18 protein-coding genes, 1 tRNA gene and 1 pseudogene are annotated in these 21758 nt (G+C 53.6%); 12 read left to right on the forward strand and 8 right to left on the reverse strand.

What is annotated here, in order from left to right; all coding sequences use genetic code 11:
- Positions 1–63 precede the first annotated feature (63 nt).
- Both IP582_RS04665 and IP582_RS04670 read left to right on the forward strand, forming a co-directional pair.
- Positions 64–139 (forward strand) — tRNA-Thr (locus tag IP582_RS04665).
- Positions 140–359: 220 nt separating this feature from the next.
- A pseudogene (locus IP582_RS04670) lies at positions 360–607 on the forward strand (CopG family ribbon-helix-helix protein).
- Positions 608–748: 141 nt separating this feature from the next.
- Here the strand turns inward: IP582_RS04670 and IP582_RS04675 are convergent.
- Positions 749–1237 carry a MarR family winged helix-turn-helix transcriptional regulator gene (locus IP582_RS04675; protein ID WP_193795209.1) on the reverse strand — a complete coding sequence of 163 codons (489 nt, stop codon included), beginning with the start codon at positions 1235–1237 and terminating at the stop codon, positions 749–751.
- 160 nt (positions 1238–1397) lie between these two features.
- Between IP582_RS04675 and IP582_RS04680 the strand changes: the two genes are divergently transcribed.
- Positions 1398–2525, forward strand: coding sequence for an MFS transporter (locus IP582_RS04680; RefSeq protein ID WP_193796185.1), 1128 nt, complete (start codon positions 1398–1400; stop codon positions 2523–2525).
- 513 nt (positions 2526–3038) lie between these two features.
- Positions 3039–3254, forward strand: coding sequence for a hypothetical protein (locus IP582_RS04685; protein ID WP_193795210.1), 216 nt, complete (start codon positions 3039–3041; stop codon positions 3252–3254).
- Positions 3255–3412: 158 nt separating this feature from the next.
- Here the strand turns inward: IP582_RS04685 and IP582_RS04690 are convergent, their stop codons facing one another.
- The gene (locus IP582_RS04690) at positions 3413–3625 is read right to left on the reverse strand and encodes an STY0301 family protein (RefSeq protein WP_193795211.1); all 213 of its coding nucleotides are present in this window, start codon (positions 3623–3625) and stop codon (positions 3413–3415) included.
- A gap of 55 nt (positions 3626–3680) precedes the next feature.
- Positions 3681–4358, reverse strand: coding sequence for a YafY family protein (locus tag IP582_RS04695; protein WP_193795212.1), 678 nt, complete (start codon positions 4356–4358; stop codon positions 3681–3683).
- Positions 4359–4442: 84 nt separating this feature from the next.
- On the opposite strand from IP582_RS04695, the gene IP582_RS04700 reads away from it, so the two are divergent.
- The 6 genes from IP582_RS04700 to IP582_RS04725 all read left to right on the forward strand — a co-directional run bounded on the left by IP582_RS04700 (position 4443) and on the right by IP582_RS04725 (position 8134).
- Positions 4443–5039: a hypothetical protein gene (locus IP582_RS04700; protein ID WP_193795213.1), complete on the forward strand. Its 597-nt coding sequence runs from the start codon at positions 4443–4445 to the stop codon at positions 5037–5039.
- Positions 5040–5195: 156 nt separating this feature from the next.
- A complete protein-coding gene (locus IP582_RS04705; protein ID WP_193795214.1) occupies positions 5196–6227 on the forward strand; it encodes an alpha/beta hydrolase in 1032 nt (343 codons plus the stop codon).
- A 243-nt stretch (positions 6228–6470) separates the two neighbouring features.
- A complete protein-coding gene (locus IP582_RS04710; RefSeq protein WP_110295580.1) occupies positions 6471–6872 on the forward strand; it encodes a BPSL0067 family protein in 402 nt (133 codons plus the stop codon).
- Complete coding sequence (locus IP582_RS04715) at positions 6859–7224, forward strand: STY0301 family protein (RefSeq protein ID WP_193795215.1); 366 nt, start codon at positions 6859–6861, stop codon at positions 7222–7224. Before IP582_RS04710 ends, IP582_RS04715 begins: the two co-directional genes overlap by 14 nt.
- Positions 7225–7317: 93 nt before the next feature.
- Positions 7318–7680 carry an STY0301 family protein gene (locus IP582_RS04720; RefSeq protein ID WP_193795216.1) on the forward strand — a complete coding sequence of 121 codons (363 nt, stop codon included), beginning with the start codon at positions 7318–7320 and terminating at the stop codon, positions 7678–7680.
- A gap of 88 nt (positions 7681–7768) precedes the next feature.
- Complete coding sequence (locus IP582_RS04725; RefSeq protein WP_193795217.1) at positions 7769–8134, forward strand: STY0301 family protein; 366 nt, start codon at positions 7769–7771, stop codon at positions 8132–8134.
- Between the two features lie 88 nt (positions 8135–8222).
- On the opposite strand, the gene IP582_RS04730 is transcribed toward IP582_RS04725, so the two are convergent.
- The 3 genes from IP582_RS04730 to IP582_RS04740 form a co-directional block, all read right to left on the reverse strand.
- The gene (locus IP582_RS04730; RefSeq protein ID WP_193795218.1) at positions 8223–11153 is read right to left on the reverse strand and encodes a ligand-binding sensor domain-containing diguanylate cyclase; all 2931 of its coding nucleotides are present in this window, start codon (positions 11151–11153) and stop codon (positions 8223–8225) included.
- Between the two features lie 418 nt (positions 11154–11571).
- On the reverse strand, positions 11572–12153 hold the full coding sequence (locus IP582_RS04735; protein WP_193795219.1) for a histidine phosphatase family protein: 582 nt from the start codon (positions 12151–12153) through the stop codon (positions 11572–11574).
- A gap of 267 nt (positions 12154–12420) precedes the next feature.
- A complete protein-coding gene (locus IP582_RS04740; RefSeq protein ID WP_193795220.1) occupies positions 12421–12930 on the reverse strand; it encodes a hypothetical protein in 510 nt (169 codons plus the stop codon).
- 190 nt (positions 12931–13120) lie between these two features.
- Here IP582_RS04740 and IP582_RS04745 point away from each other — a divergent pair, with 190 nt between their 5' ends.
- Together IP582_RS04745 and IP582_RS04750 are read left to right on the forward strand one after the other, a co-directional pair.
- The gene (locus IP582_RS04745) at positions 13121–13387 is read left to right on the forward strand and encodes a hypothetical protein (protein WP_193795221.1); all 267 of its coding nucleotides are present in this window, start codon (positions 13121–13123) and stop codon (positions 13385–13387) included.
- Between the two features lie 35 nt (positions 13388–13422).
- The gene (locus IP582_RS04750; protein WP_193795222.1) at positions 13423–17130 is read left to right on the forward strand and encodes a tetratricopeptide repeat protein; all 3708 of its coding nucleotides are present in this window, start codon (positions 13423–13425) and stop codon (positions 17128–17130) included.
- A 6-nt stretch (positions 17131–17136) separates the two neighbouring features.
- Here the strand turns inward: IP582_RS04750 and IP582_RS04755 are convergent, their stop codons facing one another.
- The gene (locus tag IP582_RS04755) at positions 17137–19971 is read right to left on the reverse strand and encodes a DUF4062 domain-containing protein (protein ID WP_193795223.1); all 2835 of its coding nucleotides are present in this window, start codon (positions 19969–19971) and stop codon (positions 17137–17139) included.
- Positions 19972–19997: 26 nt separating this feature from the next.
- Positions 19998–21746, reverse strand: coding sequence for a hypothetical protein (locus tag IP582_RS04760; protein WP_193795224.1), 1749 nt, complete (start codon positions 21744–21746; stop codon positions 19998–20000).
- Between the last annotated feature and the right edge of the window lie 12 nt (positions 21747–21758).

Consider the following 21758-nt stretch of genomic DNA (forward strand, 5'->3'; position numbering starts at 1 on the left):
ATCACCTCGTTAGATCTAACCTTTTGCCCCGTGGTTCACCGACGTGAATCCCGTCCTTTCAGGGCCGATATAGCTCAGTTGGTAGAGCAGCGCATTCGTAATGCGAAGGTCGTAGGTTCGACTCCTATTATCGGCACCACTTCAAACTCTTCCCAGGTTTCCTGAAACCAGTTCAAAGTCCGTATACTGCGGTTTCTGGCACGTATCTTATCTCCTGTTATCAACTGGACTCACGTTCAAACATAGAGATCTGAACGATATCGTAGCAAAGCACTATTCGGGAGCGTTACCTGCGAAATAAGAAGTGATGCTTTTATCGACACTGTTATTAATAGAAGTTTTTAAACGAGGTAATCCCTATGGGTTCTTCCGCTAAGCAAACTATCAGTGCTCAGATCCCTGTCGAGTTGGCCGCTGCTGTCGAAAACCTGGCGATAGGGCTGGATCGTTCAAAAAGCTGGATCATAGAGGAAGAGTTGCTCTCCATGCTGGCAGAAAGAGAGCGGAGGCATCAAGTGTACTGGCGGGTCTTGCTAGTGTAGATGCGGGGCGAGTGGTGAGTCATTCGGATATGGTGGATTTCGCGAACCGTTTAAAGAAAGCCTGAGAAATGGAAATTTACTGGACGCTTGAATCGCCTCGAATTCAACAGACACCTCAGAGCCATTTAACGATGGCTTAAAGAGAGATGCCTATGAGAGGGTCTTTAATTAACCGGCCATTGTCGATATGAGCGAGGGCCGCAATCTCAGCCCGGAAATGTCAGCAGCAACTCCCTTAATAATGATTCAAGCTGCTCCCGTTTAGCCTGGGAGAGGTTGGCCAGTATCGCGTTTTGCGTTTCAGTGTGGACGAGAAGCGCTTGTTCGATACGCTCTCGCCCATAAGTTGTCAGGCTGACCAGTGTGCTACGTTTGTCATCGGGATCATGAATTCGCTCAATCAGTCCTTGCTCTTCAAGATGGTTAAGGCGATTTGTCATCGCCCCGGACGTGACCAGTAGCGATTTATATAGCTGTGTTGGAGAAAGACAATAAGGCGCGCCAGCTCGGCGCAAAGTGGCAAGGACGTCAAATTCCCCGTCGCGAAAGCCGAACGGTTCCAGCGCCTGGGCGCGCATCTTCCCCAAATGCTTCATCACCCTCAACATTCGGCCAAACACTTTCATTGAAGAGGCGTCCAGCTCAGGCATTGCGCTGTCCCACTGGCTGACAACGAAGTCGATATGGTCATGCATTTTCGTACCTTAAATAGGGTTATTTATCGAGTTGTGCGGTCCATCTTACACAAGGAACACATTTATCTTAATGTTAAGATAAATGCTTACGCATTTTTTGCTGGAGCAATCACATGCCTAAAAGGATTACGTTTTGAAACGCATAGCATCTTCGCCCTTTATGTTCGCATTTATCGCTTTTTTGATCGGGTTGAATCTTCGCCCCATCCTGGCTTCCATCGGACCGCTATTTCCGGTTTTACAGCGTGAAGCAGGGCTATCCGCCACGGAATTCAGTTTGCTCACCACCTTGCCTGTCGCCATGATGGGGCTGGTTGCGCTGAGTGGACCATGGCTTTTAACCAGAACCGGTGCAGTCCGGGGCATTACAGTAGGGCTTTCCATCCTGCTTTTCGCCTGTTTATTCCGGGGCTTTAGCACATCACTCACGGGGCTTATGTGTACAGCTTTAGCGGGTGGCGCGAGTATCGGCATGATCCAGGCCTTAATGCCAGCGCTGATAAAAAAAGAATACGCGCAATCGGCCAGCACGTTTATGTCCCTGTTCAGCACCGGAATTATGGCCGGTGCGGCGTTGGCTGCCGCCACGGCCGAGCCGTTGTTTACCCGGCTTGATCTAAAGCCTACGCTGGCAATAGCCGGTTTGTTAGCGCTTCTTGCCCTGATATTTTGGCTGTCATGGGCCAGACACCACCAGGTAGAAAAAACGGTGTTCGCAGAGGTGACATTATCGTCATCCAGGACATGGCTGTTATTGCTATTTTTTGGCATCGGGACAGGTGCCTATACCCTGGTACTGGCGTGGCTTCCCCCTCTCTATATCCAGGCGGGCTGGAGCGCACGGAGCAGCGGCTATATGCTGGCCTGGCTTACGTTAACCGAAGTTGTAGCGGGCTTTGCCGTTTCAGCGCTGATAACACGCTTTCCTGACCGCCGTGTTCCGCTGCTCATTGTGCTGTTGATGTTGCTGGCAGGTTTGATGTGTCTTGTCTTTTCTCCCGGAACCACGCCAGTGGTGTCAACATTGCTGCTTGGTAGCGGTATCGGCGCGCTGTTCCCGTTATCGCTTATCGTGACATTTGATCATGCCCGAACGCCGGCCGAGGCAGGGAAACTGTTGTCACGAGTGCAGGGTGGCGGATACCTGATTGCCGCGCTGATGCCATTAATCGCCGGTATCGTGCGCGACAGCGGTGCGTCACTGACAAACGCGTGGCTCATCATGAGTGCAGGCGTCATCCTGTTGATTGCGATAGCCTTACGCTTTAAGCCTGGTGTGAGCAGGTAAAAATAACGGCCTTATTCCCGCTCTGTCAGTTACCTTCGGTGTTGACCTTACCTTCACTGTCAAACCAGAAGGTGTCTGGCAATCAGATGGGCTTATTGGCAAACAATATGTGTATGTTCTGCACTATCTTCTAACCATACTGAGCATTTTTTGCGTTGGCTGGGATTTTTAAGGTAACCGTCTTATTTGTCCCTTTAAACTGACAAACGAGAAACATAGGAGTGTTACTCAACAACATCTAATACCCTCCTGTATTTTTCAGGACGTGGCTTTGGTACAAAAGAGATATTTCTCTTATTCACACAATGAGGTCTACACGATTTTGTACCCGTTGCCAGCATCAAGCACTTCATTGCAATCTGCATATATTTGCCACGTATTGGCTTATCCGCACCACCATTATCACGCACATCAGCGCATTTTCCGAATACAATGCTGCGAGCAAGTCACGCGTTTTGCTTGTGTTATGATCCCGCGGCGCATAATCCCCTTTCCCCCTTTCGGTGGTGTGAGATGAAAATTATCCTGTTTATTGTTGTGCTGATTGCTGCGCTCCTGCTGATCCCTGATCGTTGGGTTAACGATATTTTTATGCGTCATATTTCTGTTACGGGTGACGGCGAAGAGGCAATGAACAATTACGCCTTTACGCTGTTGCTTATCAAGACTGGTCTGGCTGCTGTGATTGCTGCTCTGGTGCTATGGGGCTACCGTTTATTTAAACGCTGATTAAATGTTGAGTGGTAAACGTTCTGTTTGCGATGAAACACTGCGGAGTGTGAACAATTTACTGTTCACCTCTTATTGACGGTTTATGGCGTATCGCCAGTTCCGCTAAGCGGGCGATATCTGGCAATGCGCAGGTTTATTCTCAAGAGGCGTAAAACTCATCTTTGCTGTATCCATACCATTTCTTCGTCTGTATCCGGTAATAATGACGCCCTTTCTTCTGGCGGCCCGACGAAAACATCTACTACATTTATTCGGTATGTTTTATTGCCGTCCTGTAAAACAGGCGGGCAGTTGATTTTTTCGGCAAAAACAGCGCTGGAAAAGAGAAAAACCGTGCAACCTAAAATTGTTTCCTTACTCCACGACATAGTCATTCCCTCCGGTCTTTTTGGGGCGGGAGAATTTTCCTGCTGATCATATCAGTTAGAGGGTCTTAAGGTAGTCCTCAAATAACTTGCCACGCTCATGGCGAAATTTTTCCCCCGTACTCTCGACCGCCAGAATGTTATCGATCCTGAGATTACGAAAATCTGCGCGGTTCTCGCACCAGACCGTCAGTATCCAAACCGTATCAAATATGGTGAGGCCAAGCGGGCGGGCAATGCGGTGGCTTTCCCTTCCTTTTAAATCAACATAATGAATATTGAGCTGGAGTCGCTGACGCGTGGCAAGACGGAGAAACGCCAGGTGTTTTACCGCCTTTTCGCTTTCCTCGCTGCGCCGGGTGGCGGCACGAAGAGGGCGTTGTTTGTAGCTGTCCGTATTTTTGACATCAATCACCGCACTGATCTTCGCGGACACTCTGCTCGCGGCCGCTGACAATTCTTCGTCACCCCGCGCGCCAATCAATCGCATGCCCAGCATGATGGCGTCCAGCTCATCGGGATCAAAAGTCAGCGGGGGGAGAAAATAATCTTTTTCAAGCACATAGCCCAACCCGGACTCGCCGCGCACAGGCGCGCCGATGGCCTGCAACGTTGCCATATCCCGATAGATCGTTCTTACCGAAACATCCAGCGCCTGGGCCAGCGCCTCGGCGGAGACCGGATGTATGCGACCACGCAGATGGTCAAGCAAGGTGAAGAGTCGGATTGTTTTCATGGGGAGATATTACATGACCCTGACAAGAACTGTCAGGGGGAGAGCATACGATGCAGGCCTCACATCATCATTACGGAGCCCGGCATGACCACACCCTGTTACGAACTCGTCATCTACAAGGTAGAAAACCCACAAGAGGCGGATGCCGCAAGAGTAACGGCCCGGCAACTGTTACAACATTTTCCTGGGTTTATTGGCTGGTTGGCACTTTCCGGTAGCGATAACCCCGCCGAACGCGTGGACCTCGTTACCTGGCATAGCGCAGAAGAAGCTCAGGCGGCGGCAAAGGCTGTTGGCAGCCAGCCCGAGTTTGCCGCTTTCAGGGCCTCTGTCAGTTTACTGCACAGCATGGGACATTTCATCGCACGAGAAGCACAGGCCTCATCGTTAAGCGCCGGGAATGGCATCGAAATTGGCCGATTCCGGTTAAAGCCAGGTGTCGATGAGCATGCAATGCGCAACGCTTATCGCCAGATGGTCGACAGTTACCTTGCGCTGCAACCGGGGTGGCAAAGTCAGCATCTGGTAAGCCTGGGGGATGGGGTCTTTGTCGATCTCGTCTTTGCTGACAGTCAGGCAAGTGCGAAGGCTATTTGTGCCTCCTGGCAGGGTCAGCCGATCTGTGACGCTTTCCTGGACGTCATTGAGCCCGAAAGTATGGAGTTTGGTTCAGTATGCTAAGCGCTTGCCGATGACATCACCCGCGGCAGAGATTTTGTGGCGCAAATCATCGGATTACTGCATCAATTACATCGACTTCTTGCGTTATTCATCGGTTAATTCGAATGATATCCTGCGTCAGGATCGGGAAAAATCCCCCTACACAAGAAGGACATTATGAAATCAACATCCCTTATTCTGGCGGGCTGTATGCTGTTGTCGTCCGCTATTTCGCAGGCGGTTGCCGCTGCCGACACCTTACCCGGATCAACCAAGGGCGCACAGATAATGAAATTCACGCCGTCACAGGATCAGACCGATTTATTCAGCAACGTGATTTACTCGCAGGTCAAAGATGGCGTGGCGCTCAGGCAGCTCAGGATGTCGCTGTTGGTCCCGCGCAATAATGACCTGAAACCGGCCATTGTCTACTTCCCAGGCGGCGGTTTTATGACGGCCAATCACGATAAATACATCGCGATGCGTATGGCGCTGGCGAACGCAGGTTATGTGGTTGCCGCCGCGGAATACCGCGTAATTCCGGATAAATTCCCCGCGCCATTGGTCGACGGGAAAACGGCGGTACGTTACCTCAGAGCGCACGCCAAAGAGTACAACATCGATCCTGCCCGCATTGCCGTGTTGGGTGATTCCGCCGGGGGATGGCTGGCGCAAATGCTGGGAACGACCAACGGCGAAAAAGAGTATGACAAGGGGGATTACCCCGAGCAGTCATCTGACGTTCAGGGTGTGGCCACGATTTATGGCATCTCGAATTTGCTCAATATAGGTGAAGGTTTCCCGGAACAGATGCAGCAGGTGCATCGCTCAGCGGCGGTGACCGAAGCGTTACTGGTCCACGGCGCGGCATTTCGCACCTTTGCCGGGGCAACCATCGACAGCGACCCGAAAAAAGCGCTTGCCGCAAGTCCGATGGGCCATATTACCGGCCATGAACCGCCGTTTTTGATTATGCACGGCAGTGCGGATACGCTGGTTTCTCCTCAGCAAAGCGCGCAGTTATATCAGGCGTTGAAAGCGAAAAAAGAGACCGCCGAGTATGTCCTGGTTGAGGGGGCGGAGCATGGCGATATTCACTGGTATCAGCCGCAGGTGATTGACCATGTTGTCGGCTGGTTTAAGCACACGTTAGGCGCGCCGACAAAACAGAACGCGCCCGCGAAAGCGGATAAAAAATCTAATCTGTAATCCCGTCATGGGATGCTGAGCCTGCCATTAATAGCTCTTTATCAGGGGAGGGCAGGCTCAGAGTCTTCATTTCCAGCGGCAATAATCACGGCGCGCTTTTCATATAATCGGTTGATAAATATATAATACATACCCCAGCTAGCCAGGAATTTTCTTAATTTAAAATCCGCCCTTGTCCTCTGTTTGCATATCTTTACATTAGATGCAGAATGTCATCACTCAACTTCTACGGGTGTTAACTCCATGGCATATATCGCAAAAACACCGTTAGCGTATGTCGGTCAGTCTGTAGGTAATGGTCAGTGTGTGGCGTACACACAAAAAGCGGCCAATATGCCGCGCACGGTAGCATGGAAACGGGGCGAATTAGTTAAAGGCAATATGACCATTGCGCCCGGTACGGCGATTGCCACGTTTGATGCGGATGGTCGCTATGGCAACCATACTGATGGTCGTTCCCACGCCGCTATTTATCTTGGGCAGGATGCGTCGGGCATACAGGTACTGGATCAGTGGGTGGGGCGAAATCGCGATAGCCAGGGACGTCTGGTTGTTGCTCCCAAACCAGTCAGCGAACGCACCATTAAATTTTTAAAAACGCCGCGCATTGAAAACAATGGAGATAACTATTATGTCGTGGAGTAATGCATTATTATTAAGCACCAGCATGTTTTTGTTTTCAGGTATTGCCCACGCCGAAAAAATAAACTGCCCTGAGACGTTAAAGGAAAATAATAAGACATACTCAATGAATTACGTTAGTCTCTTTATGGGGCCTCCCGAAGAGAAAGCGGATTTAATGCCAGACACGCTTGATGCGTGGGTATGGACATTAAAAGATTATCAGGACTATGTGAAAGAACATAATACGTCTTTATTCCTGGTCTGCCGTTATAAAGGGACAGATAAAACCGTAACAATTAAAGTCCCTGCCGATGCAAAAAAATGCTCAGCCCACTATGGCAAGAAAGACGCTGTATTAGCGACCTGTGAGTGATCTTGGGCGTATACGGGAAAAACACTGTGGCGAGTATGCTAAAGTGCGCGGTTGTGTTCAGGGGATCTGCGATCTTTCAAGGAGTCTACAGCTATGCCATGGTGTAAGTTCTTTATGTCAGGAATAATATTATCGTTATCTGTTGGCGCGGCTCAGGCAACAACGGTTTGTCCGCAATATCCAATGCAGCAAGATAAAACACACACCTTAAACGATGCCAGTTTGTTCGTGGGGCCGCCTAAGGATTTAGTCGAACTGATGCCGGATAACGATCGGGAGACGGTATGGACGCTGCCTGATTATCAGGATGAGGCGAAAGAGCATAAAACGTCGCTCTATTTTATATGCCACTATAAGAACACGAAGCAGAGCGTCGAGTTGATTGTTCCGGCCACGGCCAAAAAATGTTCCGTTGCCTATGATAAGAACCGTAAACTTATAGCAGCTTGCGAATAACGTCTCTCTGCACAGGTATGGATTCGCAGTTTTTGTTCAGAAACCCGCTATCAATGTGCATTTCTGCTGAAAAATGGAAGTCGTTATTATGTCCAGACGTAAAGGGATAGTGTTAAGCGTAGCGCTACTGTTTTCAGGTTTTGCAAGCGCTGAAAAAATCCAATGTCCTGATTTGCTGACAATGAAGAATACCTCTTACAGGATGGATGACGTCAGCCTTTTTCAGGGGACACCGGACAAGTTGGGTGAGTTAATGCCTGACACGCTGAATGATATGGTGTGGACGCTGCAAGATTATCAGGATTATGGCAGGGAAATGAATTTGCCGCTCTATCTTGTTTGCCGTTATAAGGGGACGAAAAAAACAGTGGAATTAAAAATACCGGATACAGCAAAGAAATGTTCGGCATGGTTTGGGAATAATCAAAATCAATTTTATGCTTCTTGCGAATAGTCTTTTGCCATTGTGTTTTCGCACAGCGTTATTTCCAAAATGGAAATAACGCTGCCGGGTTTTCATTTTGCGTTGATTACATCAAACCCTAAATCTGAAAATGACCAGATGCGCTCTCCTCTTCGCCGGACCAGCAAACCACTTTGTTGCGACCAGTCTGTTTGGCGATATAGAGCGCGTGGTCGGCCTGCTTAATTAACGCGTTGCTGTCACTGGCAGAGGACGACTCCGCCAGGCCGAAGCTCGCCGTCACCTGCAGCCCTTCGGCGATATGCCGATAATCCGTCTGCGATAAGGTAACCCGTAGTGATTCGCAAATCGCCGTAGCCTGCGCTATTGGCATATGCGGAAACAGCAGAGTGAACTCTTCACCGCCCCAACGGGCGCTCAGCCTGGCGTCCTGCAGTGTATTACGCAGCAGGTCCCCGATACTTTGCAGCACCTTATCGCCCACCACATGCGACCAACGGTCATTAATCTGCTTAAAGTGATCAATATCGAAGATTGCCAGCGTCAGCGGATAATCATGCGCACGGGCATCGTCGAAGCCGAGCATCAGTTGTTTATCAAAGACCCGGCGGTTTGCCAGCCCGGTCAACTGATCCTCTTTGGCCTGTCGTTCAAACTCCTCAGCCTGCTCCTGTAAGGCCAGCGTCTTGGCGGCAATCAGCGTGCGCAGGCGCTCTTCGTTACGGCGTGCCTGCCTCAGACGCCAGCGAAAGACCATAAACAGCGCCAACAGAAACAGCAGCACTAACAGCACCTGAAAAAGGGGCCGCTGCCAGAAAAACGGGTTAATGCGCAGGTTGATAACCGTGTCCGTGCCATTCCACTCGCCGTTGGGGTAACTGGCGGAAACGTTGAAGCGGTAGTTCCCCGGCGGCAGGTTGGTGTATTCCGCTGTCGTATTGTTTTCGCGATCGATCCACTGCGGGTCAAAGCCCTCCAGACGGGTACGATAACGAATACGCTCCGGCAGAACATAGCCCAGCCCGGAATAGTTTATCCGGATGCGTGTTGTTCCGGCAGGAAAGGTATAGTCATTGTCGAGCGGCGTGGTGTTACTCTCAACCGACTCCACCACCGCAGCTAACCGTGTCTTGCTAAATTCCCCTAATCGTTCAGGGTGAACCATCACCGCACCGCGCGCGGTCGCCACCCAGATACCGCCATCACCGGCGCGCGTGGCGGCAGGCATTGAGCCGCCATTGGCCTGCGCGCTGATCATTCCGTCACTTTCACCGAACGTGGTTACGGCAATCTGCCGCTTACGCCCCTCAATAACATCCACGGCTTCGGCTTTACTTATCCGAATCATGCCGCGGTTCGAGCTAAGCCACAGATACCCCATATTGTCGGGTATCACCTGGAACAGCTTGTCGATGGGCAGACCGTTTTTACGCCCCACCATACCGATTGCGCCATCGCTGCTCCGATAGCGGAGCAAACCCCGGTCAGTTGTCATCCACATATAGCCAGGTTCGCTGTAAAAGCCGAAGGCATATTCAGCATTCTCCATGGCGGAAATATCGATGTGCTCAAATTTTCCGTTATGAAAAACGGAGACCCCCACGCCAGTACCCACCCAAATGCGCTGCTGTTCATCTTCCTGCAGCGCCATAATAAAGCTGGCAGGAAGACCGTCATCTGCCGAGTAGGTATGGAGCGTGCCATCGGCGCGTAAGACGCTCAAACCGGAGGCGGTGCCAATCCACAGGTTCTGCTGGTGATCGGTGAAGATGGCGCGTACCTCGTTACCGGGCAGGCCATTAGATTGCTGTAATACCGGGGTTAATTGGCCATTTTTCCAGTGCAGCAGGCCATCGGTATAGGTGCCCACCCATACGCTGCCATCCGTGGCCTCGCCGAGGCTTAGTACCGATGGCTGCGTGTGTTGATTCCAGTTAATTTGTTCGACGCGCCCATTCCGAATGCGGTTTAGCCCGGTACTGGTGCCCACCAGGATACTGCCGTCCGAGTGCGTCATCACGGTACGAACATAATCGCCGTTCAGGCCCTGGCGGGTGCTCACGGTGATAAACGGCGCGCGACGCAGGCGAATCAACCCCGAGTTAGTACCAATCCAGATACTTTGTTCCCGATCTTCCAGGATGCTTTGTACGCGGTTATGAACGATACCATTATCAATATTCAGGTGTTCCAGCCCTTGTGGACTGAGGCGGAATATGCCGTGGTTAATGGTGCCGAACCAGATATCTCCACGCTTATCCTGCATCATGGTGGAGACCACTTCGTTGGTAAGTTCCGGGTGCAGCGGCTGAAAATCTTCACCGACGCGCTTCCAGACGCCGGCTTCGGTACCCACCAGTAAGGTGTTATCGTCTGTTACCAGCAAACTAAAGGCGCGGACTTGCGGTAAACCGCTGGCTGGCGGCACCGGGGTCGCTTTATTGTCGATCACCTGATACAGACCGTTGTCGGTTGCGGCCCAGATAGTGCCGTCCGCGTCTTCCACGCTTTTGTTGGCGGTGACGTTATCGAGAATATGCACATCCCGCGTTGCGCCGGTTTCATTGGCGGGGCGCATTAACAGGCCTTTTCCGGGCATGGTCACCCACAGATTGCCTTTACTGTCACGCATGGCGGAACCAATCATGGTCGGTGCCGCAGCATAGGGCGTCCAGATGCCATCTTTCCAGGATGAGAGACCACCGCGCGCGCCTGCAACCAGCAGGCTGCCGTCTGGCCCGGCGACAAACGCCAGCGTTCCGGAGTCGGGCATGGCGCTTTCGCCGCCGCGTTCGAAGACCTGGAAGGTTTTGCCGTTGTAGCGGGCGAATCCTTCCCAGGTGCCGAACCATAAATAACCTTCCCGGGTCTGTGCGATGGCGTTGATGCTATTGTGTGGCAGGCCGTCTTTTGTCGACCAGGTTTCAATAAAATATTCGCTTAATGCAATGTGTGGCTCATCTGCCAGTACCGGGCGGCAGAAAAAAAAGAGAAACCCAAAAAAGAAAAGGCGCAGGGTATCAGTGAAAGTATCGATATATTTATGCATTGCTCTGTGCATTAATTAACCACCCTGTCTTTACTGGTTACATTATGAATACAGATAAGACTCAGCGCTAAAATCGCAAAAGGGATTTTCTGTTTTTGCTTTATTTTTCGATATATTCCGGGTGTATATTTCGGTCGCTATTTTTCCTCACGAAATTTACATTGCCTTAAGCTAAATCATGCTTATAAACGTTTTGATATTCGGTACGGGAGACGAGCCATTTTTATGCGCTGATTTAAAGATAATGCGCTGTTGTATCCCGAATTGTCTTCTTGTTTTTAAATAGAATTATTAATAGCACTACTCTTCTGCTTTCGCGCGTTTTTATCGCACTTTATTGTTCCTATAAAAGAAACATTAGCATTTTAAAAAGGAATAACGAGGTTATCCTTTTCCTCGCTATTTCCTTTCACACTGATTATTGCGCCGGGGCAGAACACTGGCTGGAGACACCATCCAGCCCTTCGGTATCCCTGGTAAACGATTTAAAATGCTGCTGTGCATCAAGCTGAACCACATAAATCGAATCAAAGTCCGCCGACGGCCATGAAGGCACCTGCGACGCATCGCCACCCGTCTGGGTAATCAGCGTTTTCGCGGCGGTGACCAGATTTTTGTGCTCCCAGGAAATAAATGTTAGCGGCTGGTTTTGCTGAGCCAGCAGTGCGGAAACCAGTTCGCTGGTGTTATCAGCATGGAAACGTAGCACCACCGGTTTGGATACCTGAATTGCCAGTGGCGTGATGGTGGTCAGCGGGCGCAGCGAGCTGCCGGTTTTTTTCTCTTTCGGCGCTGAGGCATACAGCGCGTCCGGGGTACCGTAGCGCTTGAGCAGCACCGAGGGGAGACTCAGCGCCCGGTTTAACCCTTTGCAGGTGAGTTGCCCGCTGTTATTGTCCGGTTTCTCGCCGTGACGAAAGAAGACGTAAGTGCTGTCAGCCGATGCGGCCAGGGGAGAGAGCAGTGCCGCGCTAAGTAACGCTACAAGCCAGCTTTTCATTGTGTTTTTCCCACGTGTCAGAGAGAGATTTTATCAGGGGGGTAAAGACGTGACATCCTTCCATTCCCTGCGCTGTAACATCGAATAACGTTGTCGAAAAATAGGGCGAGCCTGCGTGCTTCCCTGCCACCGACATGGGGCACAGAGAAGGCCATAATGCTACGCGCAGTCGCGCTCCGCCGAAACCCGCAATATTTCATTACCCATTGCCATTTTGTCACTAACGGTAAATATGTCTGATGCTTTCTCAGGCCGACAGACGGAGCCTCAGGGCAGTGTAGTGGCGTCTGTCACCACCATGCCCAATGCGTTGGTCCGCTTTATTACCCGCAGAGTGCTATCTGAAAAGAGATTACCGGAGGGCTCGCAGATGCGGATCTCTTCATCAAGATCGCTGTCATAGACGCTGGCCCCGGAGCAGCTTCGTGAGCCGCCAGAGCTGTAGCGATAAGGGGCAGTATAGGTCGATTCTACGCCGGGTAGCAGCCAGGTAAGCGTGGTGAAGAGCGCGGAAAAAACAAACACCATCCCCAGGGCCACACCGCACCAGGCTTTGAGATATTCCGTTCGTGTGCTGATATTGGCGGCAAAGCGTTTTCGTAGGGCAAAACAGAGGACCACCGTCATCGCAAGCGCGGTCATCACCATATATCGAAACGCCGCATGGGACAGGAAGGTGGGGCGATAAATCATGTTTCGCCAGGCGAAAAAGCCAAAAATCGCCGCCACAACGGCAATGGCGAGGGTCAACAAATACGGGTAAGAATACTTTTTCATCTGCGGCTGTCCCTGCGCGGCTGCCTTTATATTTTGTCATTGTCAGATAACAGCGTGCGGGTAACAATCCCTGTTTTCAGGAAGACGCGTTTCGACCAGTTCTGGGGGGATGACGAACCCGGTCAGAAAGGGCAAAATGCCAGGCTGACAGCCCCTCTTACAGCGATGACATTAGGGGCCAGAGAAATACATGGATAAGCCAGATTGCACAGAAGAGGATTTATCCTCGTTAAGCGCTATCGCTTTATTGTCTCTGCATTCAAAAATACGCTCCCTTTTACATGCGCGTGGTGTTCTGCGTACCCAAAATCATCCGGTGGGTGATGAGACGCGGTGGCGGGTGGCCAATATGTATCGGGGTTTGGGCATCTCCACGCTGGCGAAAATTCTGGCATCCGAACGGGTTGATGATTCGGTGAAACTTCAGGCCCGGAACCTTATTCGTCGTTACGGATAAACATGTTTACCGACCAACCACTTGGAACAGCGCTAATGCCAACGTCAGCCAGTCAGCCTCGCCAGATTCGCCTGTTTTTGTCTTCCACCTTTCGGGATATGGAAAACGAGCGTCATGAATTACTGACCCGCGTTTTTCCCCTGTTTCGACAGCAGTGCCTTGAACGCCAGGTGGTATTTAGCGAGATTGACCTGCGCTGGGGGATTACCGAAGAGGATGCGCACAACGGCCAGACGGTGCAAATCTGCCTCGAAGAGATTGCCCGCTGCCGCGCGCTGGGTATTTCGCCGTTTTTTATTGGTTTTATCGGCGAACGTTACGGTTGGGTACCACAGCGTCACGAGCTGGAAAATTACTGGCACCAGGCGGCGCAGGATGAAAACCCCTATGCCCGACGTATCGAAGCGGCGCTGGCGGAAGGTATCAGCGTTACCGAGCTGGAGATGCGCTTTGGGTTTATGGACGATGCGCAGGGGGTCAGCAGGCAGCGGGTCCAGCTCTATTTTCGCCATCCGGATTTAACGGCTTCTCTTGCCGGGAAAGAGTCGGTCACGTTCTATGAAAGCACAGAAGCTGCCCGCGACAAGCTTGCGGCCCTGAAAAGGGCAATCAGAGAGACGCACGCGGAGTGCATCGGTGTTGATGGCTACCAGGCGATCAGCGAGTTTGGTCAGCAGATCCTCGATTTCTTAACTGCCGAACTGAATACCCACTTTCCCCTTGATGAGGTGCCGAATGAGCGGCAACTCAGGTTACATGCGCAACAATGCTATGCGCTTTCCCGGCGCGAGAACTATGTGCCGTTGCCCGCTTTTAAACAGCAGATTGAGACATGGGCACAGGACCGGCTTGCTGCCATGCTCCCGGATGGAGACCAGGCGCGCGATCCCCTGAACCGTCTGGCGCTGGTCGGCGATTCCGGGCGGGGGAAAAGTGCGTTTATGGCCGACCTGGTGGCCTCTGAAACCTTTAACACGGCGTTGGTAATCGCCCATTTCGTTGGCGCGGACGGCGATAACACGCCGGAAAGCTGGCGTGAGCGGGTGCTACAGGTGCTTACCCCTTATCTGCCCGCCACGCTTGACGTTCCCACCGAAGATGACGCGCGCTGGGCGGCGTTTGCGGAACTCGTGAGCGCCGCCCAGGTGCAGATGGGCAAGCCCATCATTCTGCTGCTGGATGCCATTAACCAGTTCTCCCCTCAGGAGGCGGGGATGCGCCGCCTCAATGGCCTGCGCTTCTTACCGGGCACATTGCTGGTGGTGACCTCAACGGAACCGCTACCGGACACGTGGCAGACATTGGCTTTCCCGGAACTGACCGAAGCGCATCGCCGCGAGGCCATAACGTTGTTTTTGCGCCAGTACAGTAAAAAGCTGTCGGAGACGTTAGTCGGGCAACTGGTTGCCGCGCCCGCCTGCGGTAACGCGCTGTTTTTGCGTCTGGTGATGGAAGAGTTACGACTGCATGCGGATCACGACTCCCTGGCGGCACGGGTGAGCGCATTGCTCACTTATGATGATGCGGGGCAACTGTTCCTGGCGCTGTTAAATGAAACCGACCGGGATTTTCGCGCTGAGGGATACTCCCTTGCCAGCCATGCGACGACGCTGATTGCCGCTTCCCGCGCAGGGGTATCACACAGTGATTTAGCCGTCCTGCTGGCACCGCATTTACACCAGTCAGGCCTGAAAATGGCCGACCAGACCTTGCTGCGCTTGCTGGCGCGTATCGCGCCGTTTTGCCTGAACGAAGACGGCAGGTTGCGTATCACCCATACCATCTTTACCCAAACGCTGACCGCGCTGTCGCCGTTAATGTCCCCGTCCCGGCGGGCGCTGGTGGCCCGGTTTAATCAACGGGATGCGTTTTCGGTGGCCGAACGCACATACCAGTGGATGGCGCTGGAAAATTATGAGCAACTGGTGGAGACCCTCGGGCATGTCGACGCCTTTTGCGCGTTACAGCAAAGCTACCCGGAGCTGGCCTCGCAGGCGATGCTCTCACTTGGCGCCGGGCGAAGCTCCCTTTCGCTGTTATTACATGCGCTGGTGGAAAACTGGAATGTCTGGCGCCCTGAGGTGGTGTTTACGCCCACAATGAACGCGGTAAGCGCCTGGTTTTTGCAACGCGGATTCTGGCAGATTGGTGTGCGCTGGAGTGAACTGGCGGCTGTTCTGGTACGCAAAGCAACGCCCGTTAACGTGATCAACACCATGGGGACGATCAATAGCCTGGCGCTTTTCTATCGCCTGCTTGGGCAGTATGACAAAGCGGAACCGCTGCTGCATGATGCGCTGGCAATGATGCGCAAGATGTTGCCCGCAGGGCACCCGGATATTGGCGTTGTGCTGAATAACCTGGCCGGAATTTACGGCGCACTGGGCCAGCCGGAAAAAGCAGAGCCGCTGTTGCGCGAAGCACTGCAAGCCGTGAGCAACGAAAACAGCATCCATTTTGCCAACCTCGCTCAGAGTCTGGGGGAGTGTTATCAACAACTGGAAGAATATGAGCAGGCGGAGTCTTTACTGCGTAAATCGCTGGCGGTGAGAACGCGTCTGCAGGCCCGCGACAATCCCCATCTCATTGGCTTAAAGCGCAGCCTTGGCGGGCTCTATATGGAGCTTATGCGTTACGACGAAGCCGAACCTGTTTTGCTTGAAGTGCTGGCCTTGCGTAAGGCGGTTTTGCCGCCGGAACATCCCGATATCGCCACAAGCCTGAACGATTTGGGAGAACTCTATTATCGCCAGGGCGACGCCGATAACGCCGAACCGCTGTTTACGCAGATGATGGACATCCGGCGTAAATCGTTATCGCCGGGCCATCCTGACTTCGTTGCCGGGCTGTTCTATATGGCGGAGTTATACCATTCCATGGGGCGCCTTGAAGACGCCGCATCGCAACTGCGCGAAGCCATCCCTTTGCTTGAGCATCTGCCGGATAATCAGGCGGAGCTGCTATTTGCCCGACAATCGCTGGCAAACCTCTATATGGAAGACGATCGCCATGAAAAGGCGATCCCGCTGTATGAAGCGATGCTGACCACGCAGTCTGAACTGAGTCGGCCTGATAGCCCGGTGATGTTACGGTTACTTGATGACCTCGGCATGCTCTACCTGGGCCAGGATCGTCTGGATGAGGCGGCCGCCTGCTGGGCGAAATGGCTCGCTGTACAGGAGGGGAAGCTCGCACCGGAGAATGCTGGCAGGCTCAAGGTTATGCGTAATCTGGCCTGTACTTACAAAGCACAGCAGAAATATCAGGAAGCGAAAGCATTGCTGCTGCAAATTATGTCGCTTCGTGTTGAGCATGACCATGGTGACGTTGAGCTTAAGGTGCAGTCCGTGGCGGAGGCAGCAGAAATGCATTATTTTCTGGCCGAGTATGCGGCTGCGGAAACCTTGTACCGCACGCTCTTTACCATGGTGGAGCCGCGGTGGCTTGAAGCATCCCCGGAAAAAAATGCGCTGTTTCAATGGCTGGTGGCAAGAGGCGTGCTGGACAAAACGGGGCGCAAGGAACAATGGGGGCAGACACCTGTCAGTATGGCGACCGCGTCATGGCAGACATCCCTAAAAGTCGACGTCTCAACATGGTCAACAGCGGCACAACCTGGAACACCAGCGGAGCCGGTATCCATGACAGATGAATCTCCGGCGGAACCTGCGAGCGCGCAAACAGAGGCAAAGCGTAGCGTGGGCGAAAAGCTACGCAGTGCCTGGAATAAGCTTGTTCACTAAGCGGGCTTACTCTGTCTGGCCGTGCTCGCCGGCCAGGCGGTAAAACAGATCGCGACTTTCCTCGAGTTTGCGTATCTCGGTTGCGTCGCTGCTGTAAATTGTTTCTACCGCGGCAATGGCGCGGTCATAGAGCCCGACGGCGCGGGCAAAGTTTTTTTCCACCAGATAAACGGTGGCGAGTTCCTGATAAAACGATGACAGCATAATTTGCCGCTGCGGTGTTGGCGGCATCTGTTCGATGAGTGCAACCGCTTCCTGCAGATGCTGTTCCGTCCCGGCGGTGTTGCCGCTTTGGGCCTTAATCTGCGCGATTTGCATAATAATGTTGGCCAGAACGGCAGGGGCCCGCGGCGGTTGCAGGGCCGCGACTTTTGCCTTCTGGTAAAGTTCCAGCGCCTGTTCACTCTTACCCGCCGCATTGAGTTGCTGCGCCATGTTAGACATGGTTACGGCCAGCATTTTCATGCCGGCTTCACCGGGGTTAAACAGATTTTCCAGCACCTGATCCATGGCCTCTTTTGCCAGTGCCGGGTTAGCGGTTTTTTGCGCCAGTACCGCGAGCGTATTGTAAAAGTGCGCTTTCAGCCCCGGCGGCGTTTTATCGTCCTCTACGGCAGGTTTAATCATCTCTGCCCACCGTGTCGCCGCCTTTTCCGCCCGGCTCTGACGTAACCAGGTGAAGATGGAGAGCGCGACAGGCAGGTGGTTTTGCAGCACCGCCGGGTCCGGGGCGGTCCACGCAAATGTCTGTTCAAACCGGGGGTCAAGACGCCGCCCATCGTAAATACCACTAAACTGCCAGACGGTGTGTAACAGGGCCGGATCCACCTCGTGCAAACGGATCACCGCCATCACCTCAGAGAGTTCGCGTATGACCGGATCGATCTCACCCAGCGACAGCCACTGCCAGGTGCGTTCCGCCAGCGCAAAGCCGCTGCTGTCCTGGGTCTGCCCGAGAATACGTTCCCGGCAGCTTTCCATTTCATCATTGTCCTGTAGCGCCTGATAGAGCGTGTTATGCAGTAACCGCAGGCGACCATCACTGTTCTGGCAATATGGGGCAAGCCGTGCCAGCAGCGGCACTAACTCGCTATCCGGGACTTTCAGCGAGGGGTAAATCGCCAGAATGCGGGACAGTTCGCCATGGGTCAGCCCGCGACGAGAGGCCGCAATGGCGCAGGCGGCGCGGGTCGCCAGTTTCGGGGAAAAATCACGGTCAGACGCCGCTAATACGGAGGTAAACAACGCGCCAGGCCCGGCACAGGCCAGCAGCGCACTCAGTCTCTCCGGCAGCGCTTCGTGTCGGGCATGCAGGCAAAGCTCTTCTAATACCAGGCGCATAAACAGCGGATTGTCGCAGACGGGCGCGCTGATAAGCTGCCCGGTCAGCTCCCCGGACAAGGACTTGCTGACCAGGCTCAGGCTTGCCTGGCAAAGCGCTTCGCGCTCTTCCTGCGTCAGCGCCGGGAGCGATCGGCATTTCCAGGTGATTTTTTGCTGCTCAAGGAATGACTGCACCTCGGGCGTGGCGGAAAAGACCAGCAGCACGCGTGAAGGCCATTCAAGCTGTTGCAGGCGGTGAATCGCAAGCTCAGGTTTATCAAACTGATTGATGGCATCCAGAATCAGAACCAGCGTCGCATTCTCGCGCTGACGGAAGCGTTGAACTCTTTCCATCACCTGCTGCCAGGCGTGATGGTCATCGGAGGCGGGCTCTGTGCTATCTCCCTCTTCGGCCAAAAACCAGAACAGCCGGTTACGCCAGTTGTCGAGCGTCGTGTCGCCATCCGCGCCAATATAGTGGCTGAATACACGATAGTTATCGTCCTGGCTCAGGAGCTCGCTAATTTCAAGCGGCACATAATCGTCGTCCCACGGCATCGGCGCCTGCCGGTTTTTCTCCCGCAGCGTGCTTTCCAGGTCGGCTAAAAAGGCGCTTTTACCCATCCCCGACGGGGCGGTAATCAGCCAGGGTTCCGGGGAAATGGCCATCCAGCCCTGGTTAAGCTCGCTGATTATCTGCTGGCGAAATGCCGTAAGCGGCACATAGGCCCGGCGACGCACGGCGGCGAACTGCGCGTGTTCATGGGTGCGCTGTTGCCAGCGATTGGGCATCTTTTCCGCCGGATACAGCGTATCGATGGCGCTGAGCAGGTAAGCCCTTACCGCCTCGCCGAATTGTTCCACGCTGTCATAGCCGTCGATAGCGATAGTCTGCGGAAAATGCTGACGCAGCCGTTGTTTCAGGGAAGCCAGTTGTGCTGTGCGCGTGCTGTCCGGCGTGCCATCAGGCAGACGATCAAACCAGACATCCTGCGGTGCGTTAGCGCTTGCCATGGTGGCAGTGAGGGCCGGATCGCGTAAAAACATCTGCACACGTGGCGTGCTGGCAGAAGAGAGGGGGGCGACATCCGGCGGGGGCGCCAGAAACGCAAAGCGAATTTCCAGCTCCGTGACGCTGATATTTTTTTTCAGTGCGTCCCGGATCAGCCCGGCGTAGCGCTGGTCCGGTGATTGCTGCCAGTAGGCGGCCAGATCGTCAGCCTGCGGCACCCAGCCGTAGCGCTCGCCAAGGAAACCGATAAAGAAAGGAGGAATGCCAAGCGACCGGCAGCGTTCAATCTCTTCAAGACAGATTTGCACCGTGCGGCCATTGTGGGCCGCCTCTTCGGTGATTCCCCAGCGCAGATCGATTTCGCTGAAATTGATCATCCGCTGATAGCAGATCTGGCGGATCTCCGGGAAGACGCGGGTCACCAGATAGTGGCGTTCGGCGTCCATATCCCGAAACGTGGAGGAGAGAAATACCCGGATTTCGCGCTGCGTGGTTGCCTGAGTCATCGTGCCATTCCTTCGCCTAAAATGTGTTAGCCGCCAATAATTTCCACATCACGTCCGGTGGTGCGCGCCACCCAGCGTGCATTTTCCTGTAGGGTTTCGATACCGAGCGCATACAAGATTTCCTGCAAGTCTTCGGTATCCGGCGTCGGCGAATGGGCTTCCATTTTCGCCAGCGCAGTAGAGAACAGCACCGCAGACCGTTCGTAGTCGGCGATATCCTCTTCATAGCCAAGAAATTTCGCGTAAGCGGCGCAGAGTGCGGCGCAGGCGATCAAAAACTCCGCCAGGTGCTCGCCCACCATATTCCAGAAATGGAGTGTATGCGCCAGGTGCTCATCGGTAAGCCCCCACAGGCTGGAGGCCAGCACCACAGATGTGATGGCGATACCGCAGATAAACAGCCCGAAAGCCATGCGTTTTGCGAGGTGGTGCTTGCGCTCTTTTTTATGGACGTTTTTTTCGAAGTAATTTTTCTGATCGCGCACCCAGCTCTCTTTCACTGCGTTAATCGCCGTTTTCAGCGTACTGGCTTCGCTTTGCGGGTAAATACTCGCAGCCAGCATTGCCCGGCGCACCCAGGCGATATTGTCGTGGCTGCGGCGCAGATAATGCAGCGAAACGGCGCGCGCAATCCCGGCCTGACGCCAGACGTTCTGCACACGCAGCCCCTCCGCCAGCGCACGCAGTTCGGTGGCATTGCGGTTGGCGCGAGAACTGTGGACGCGGCTGAGCGCGACGGAAAGCAGTACCAGCAGGAGCAGCGACAGGCTCAGCGAGGTGATAACCCAGTGCTCGCCATCACCCGGCACCCGGTTGCCCACCAGGGCCATGATGGCCGCCAACCCAAAGATAACGTTGTATACCTTACGCATATCTTTCATCTGTTTATTCGCCAGTCTGTCGATATGGGCGAAAGCGGCGTGACAGAGATGCGATGCGCCGAGGCTGGCGTTCGCCTCATCTTCTTTGGTGATACGCGCATTCAGCGTATCGAGGCGCTCAAGGCTGCGATACCAGGACTCTTCGCCGTGGATCGATGGCGTCTCCGGCTGGCCTTTGAGCGGCAGCGGCGGATACCAGGAGACAGAAGGGGAGGTGGCGCCGTTAGCATAGGTTCCCGCTTTACGGCGCACGTGAATATGGCACACCAGGCCGGTGTCCGGTACGTCCAGCAGGTTGGATTGACCCAGATAGCGCTTGATGCCGGGCAGTCTGGCATTCAGCGCGGCCAGGTCGTGCTCCTGAATGCGCCCTTCGCGGCGGAAGTTAACCACCTGCGCGGTGCCCCCTAAGCCCCTGGCTTTTTCGCCATCCCACAGCGCGAAAAGAATATGACAACGCTGCGCCAGGTACATACCCGCTCTGGCATATTGCAGGTCGCGGTAGAGAGAGCCCTGCGGGTTTTGATCCAGGGAAATCATCGATTCAGAACCGGGGATCACCGTGTCGATGCAGTAGATACCGCCGGTCTTTTGCGCGTAATCGTAGAGTTCGCGAAATTCCGTCACCGTGTCGGTGAAGTCACGCTCGTACTCTTCTTTGGCAAAAGGCAACACCACATGCAGCGGTAATCTTTTTTCCATGATCACACGGGCAAACAGGCGGTCCGCCCCTTCAGCCAGCGAAGAGAGCGCCATGACCGGTGAATGAGGATAGCGGGCCTGAATCGCGCTGATTTCACTCTCCAGCAGGGTGAGAAGCTGCTCTGTATCCTGCACATCGCGGTGTCCGGTGACGCCTAAGGTCACGGGTAAAGATGAAAATTGAACGGGCATAGTATCGACAAC

The organism is Citrobacter sp. BDA59-3, assembly GCF_015167655.1.
In the GTDB taxonomy this organism is placed as follows: Bacteria; Pseudomonadota; Gammaproteobacteria; order Enterobacterales; family Enterobacteriaceae; genus Phytobacter; species Phytobacter diazotrophicus.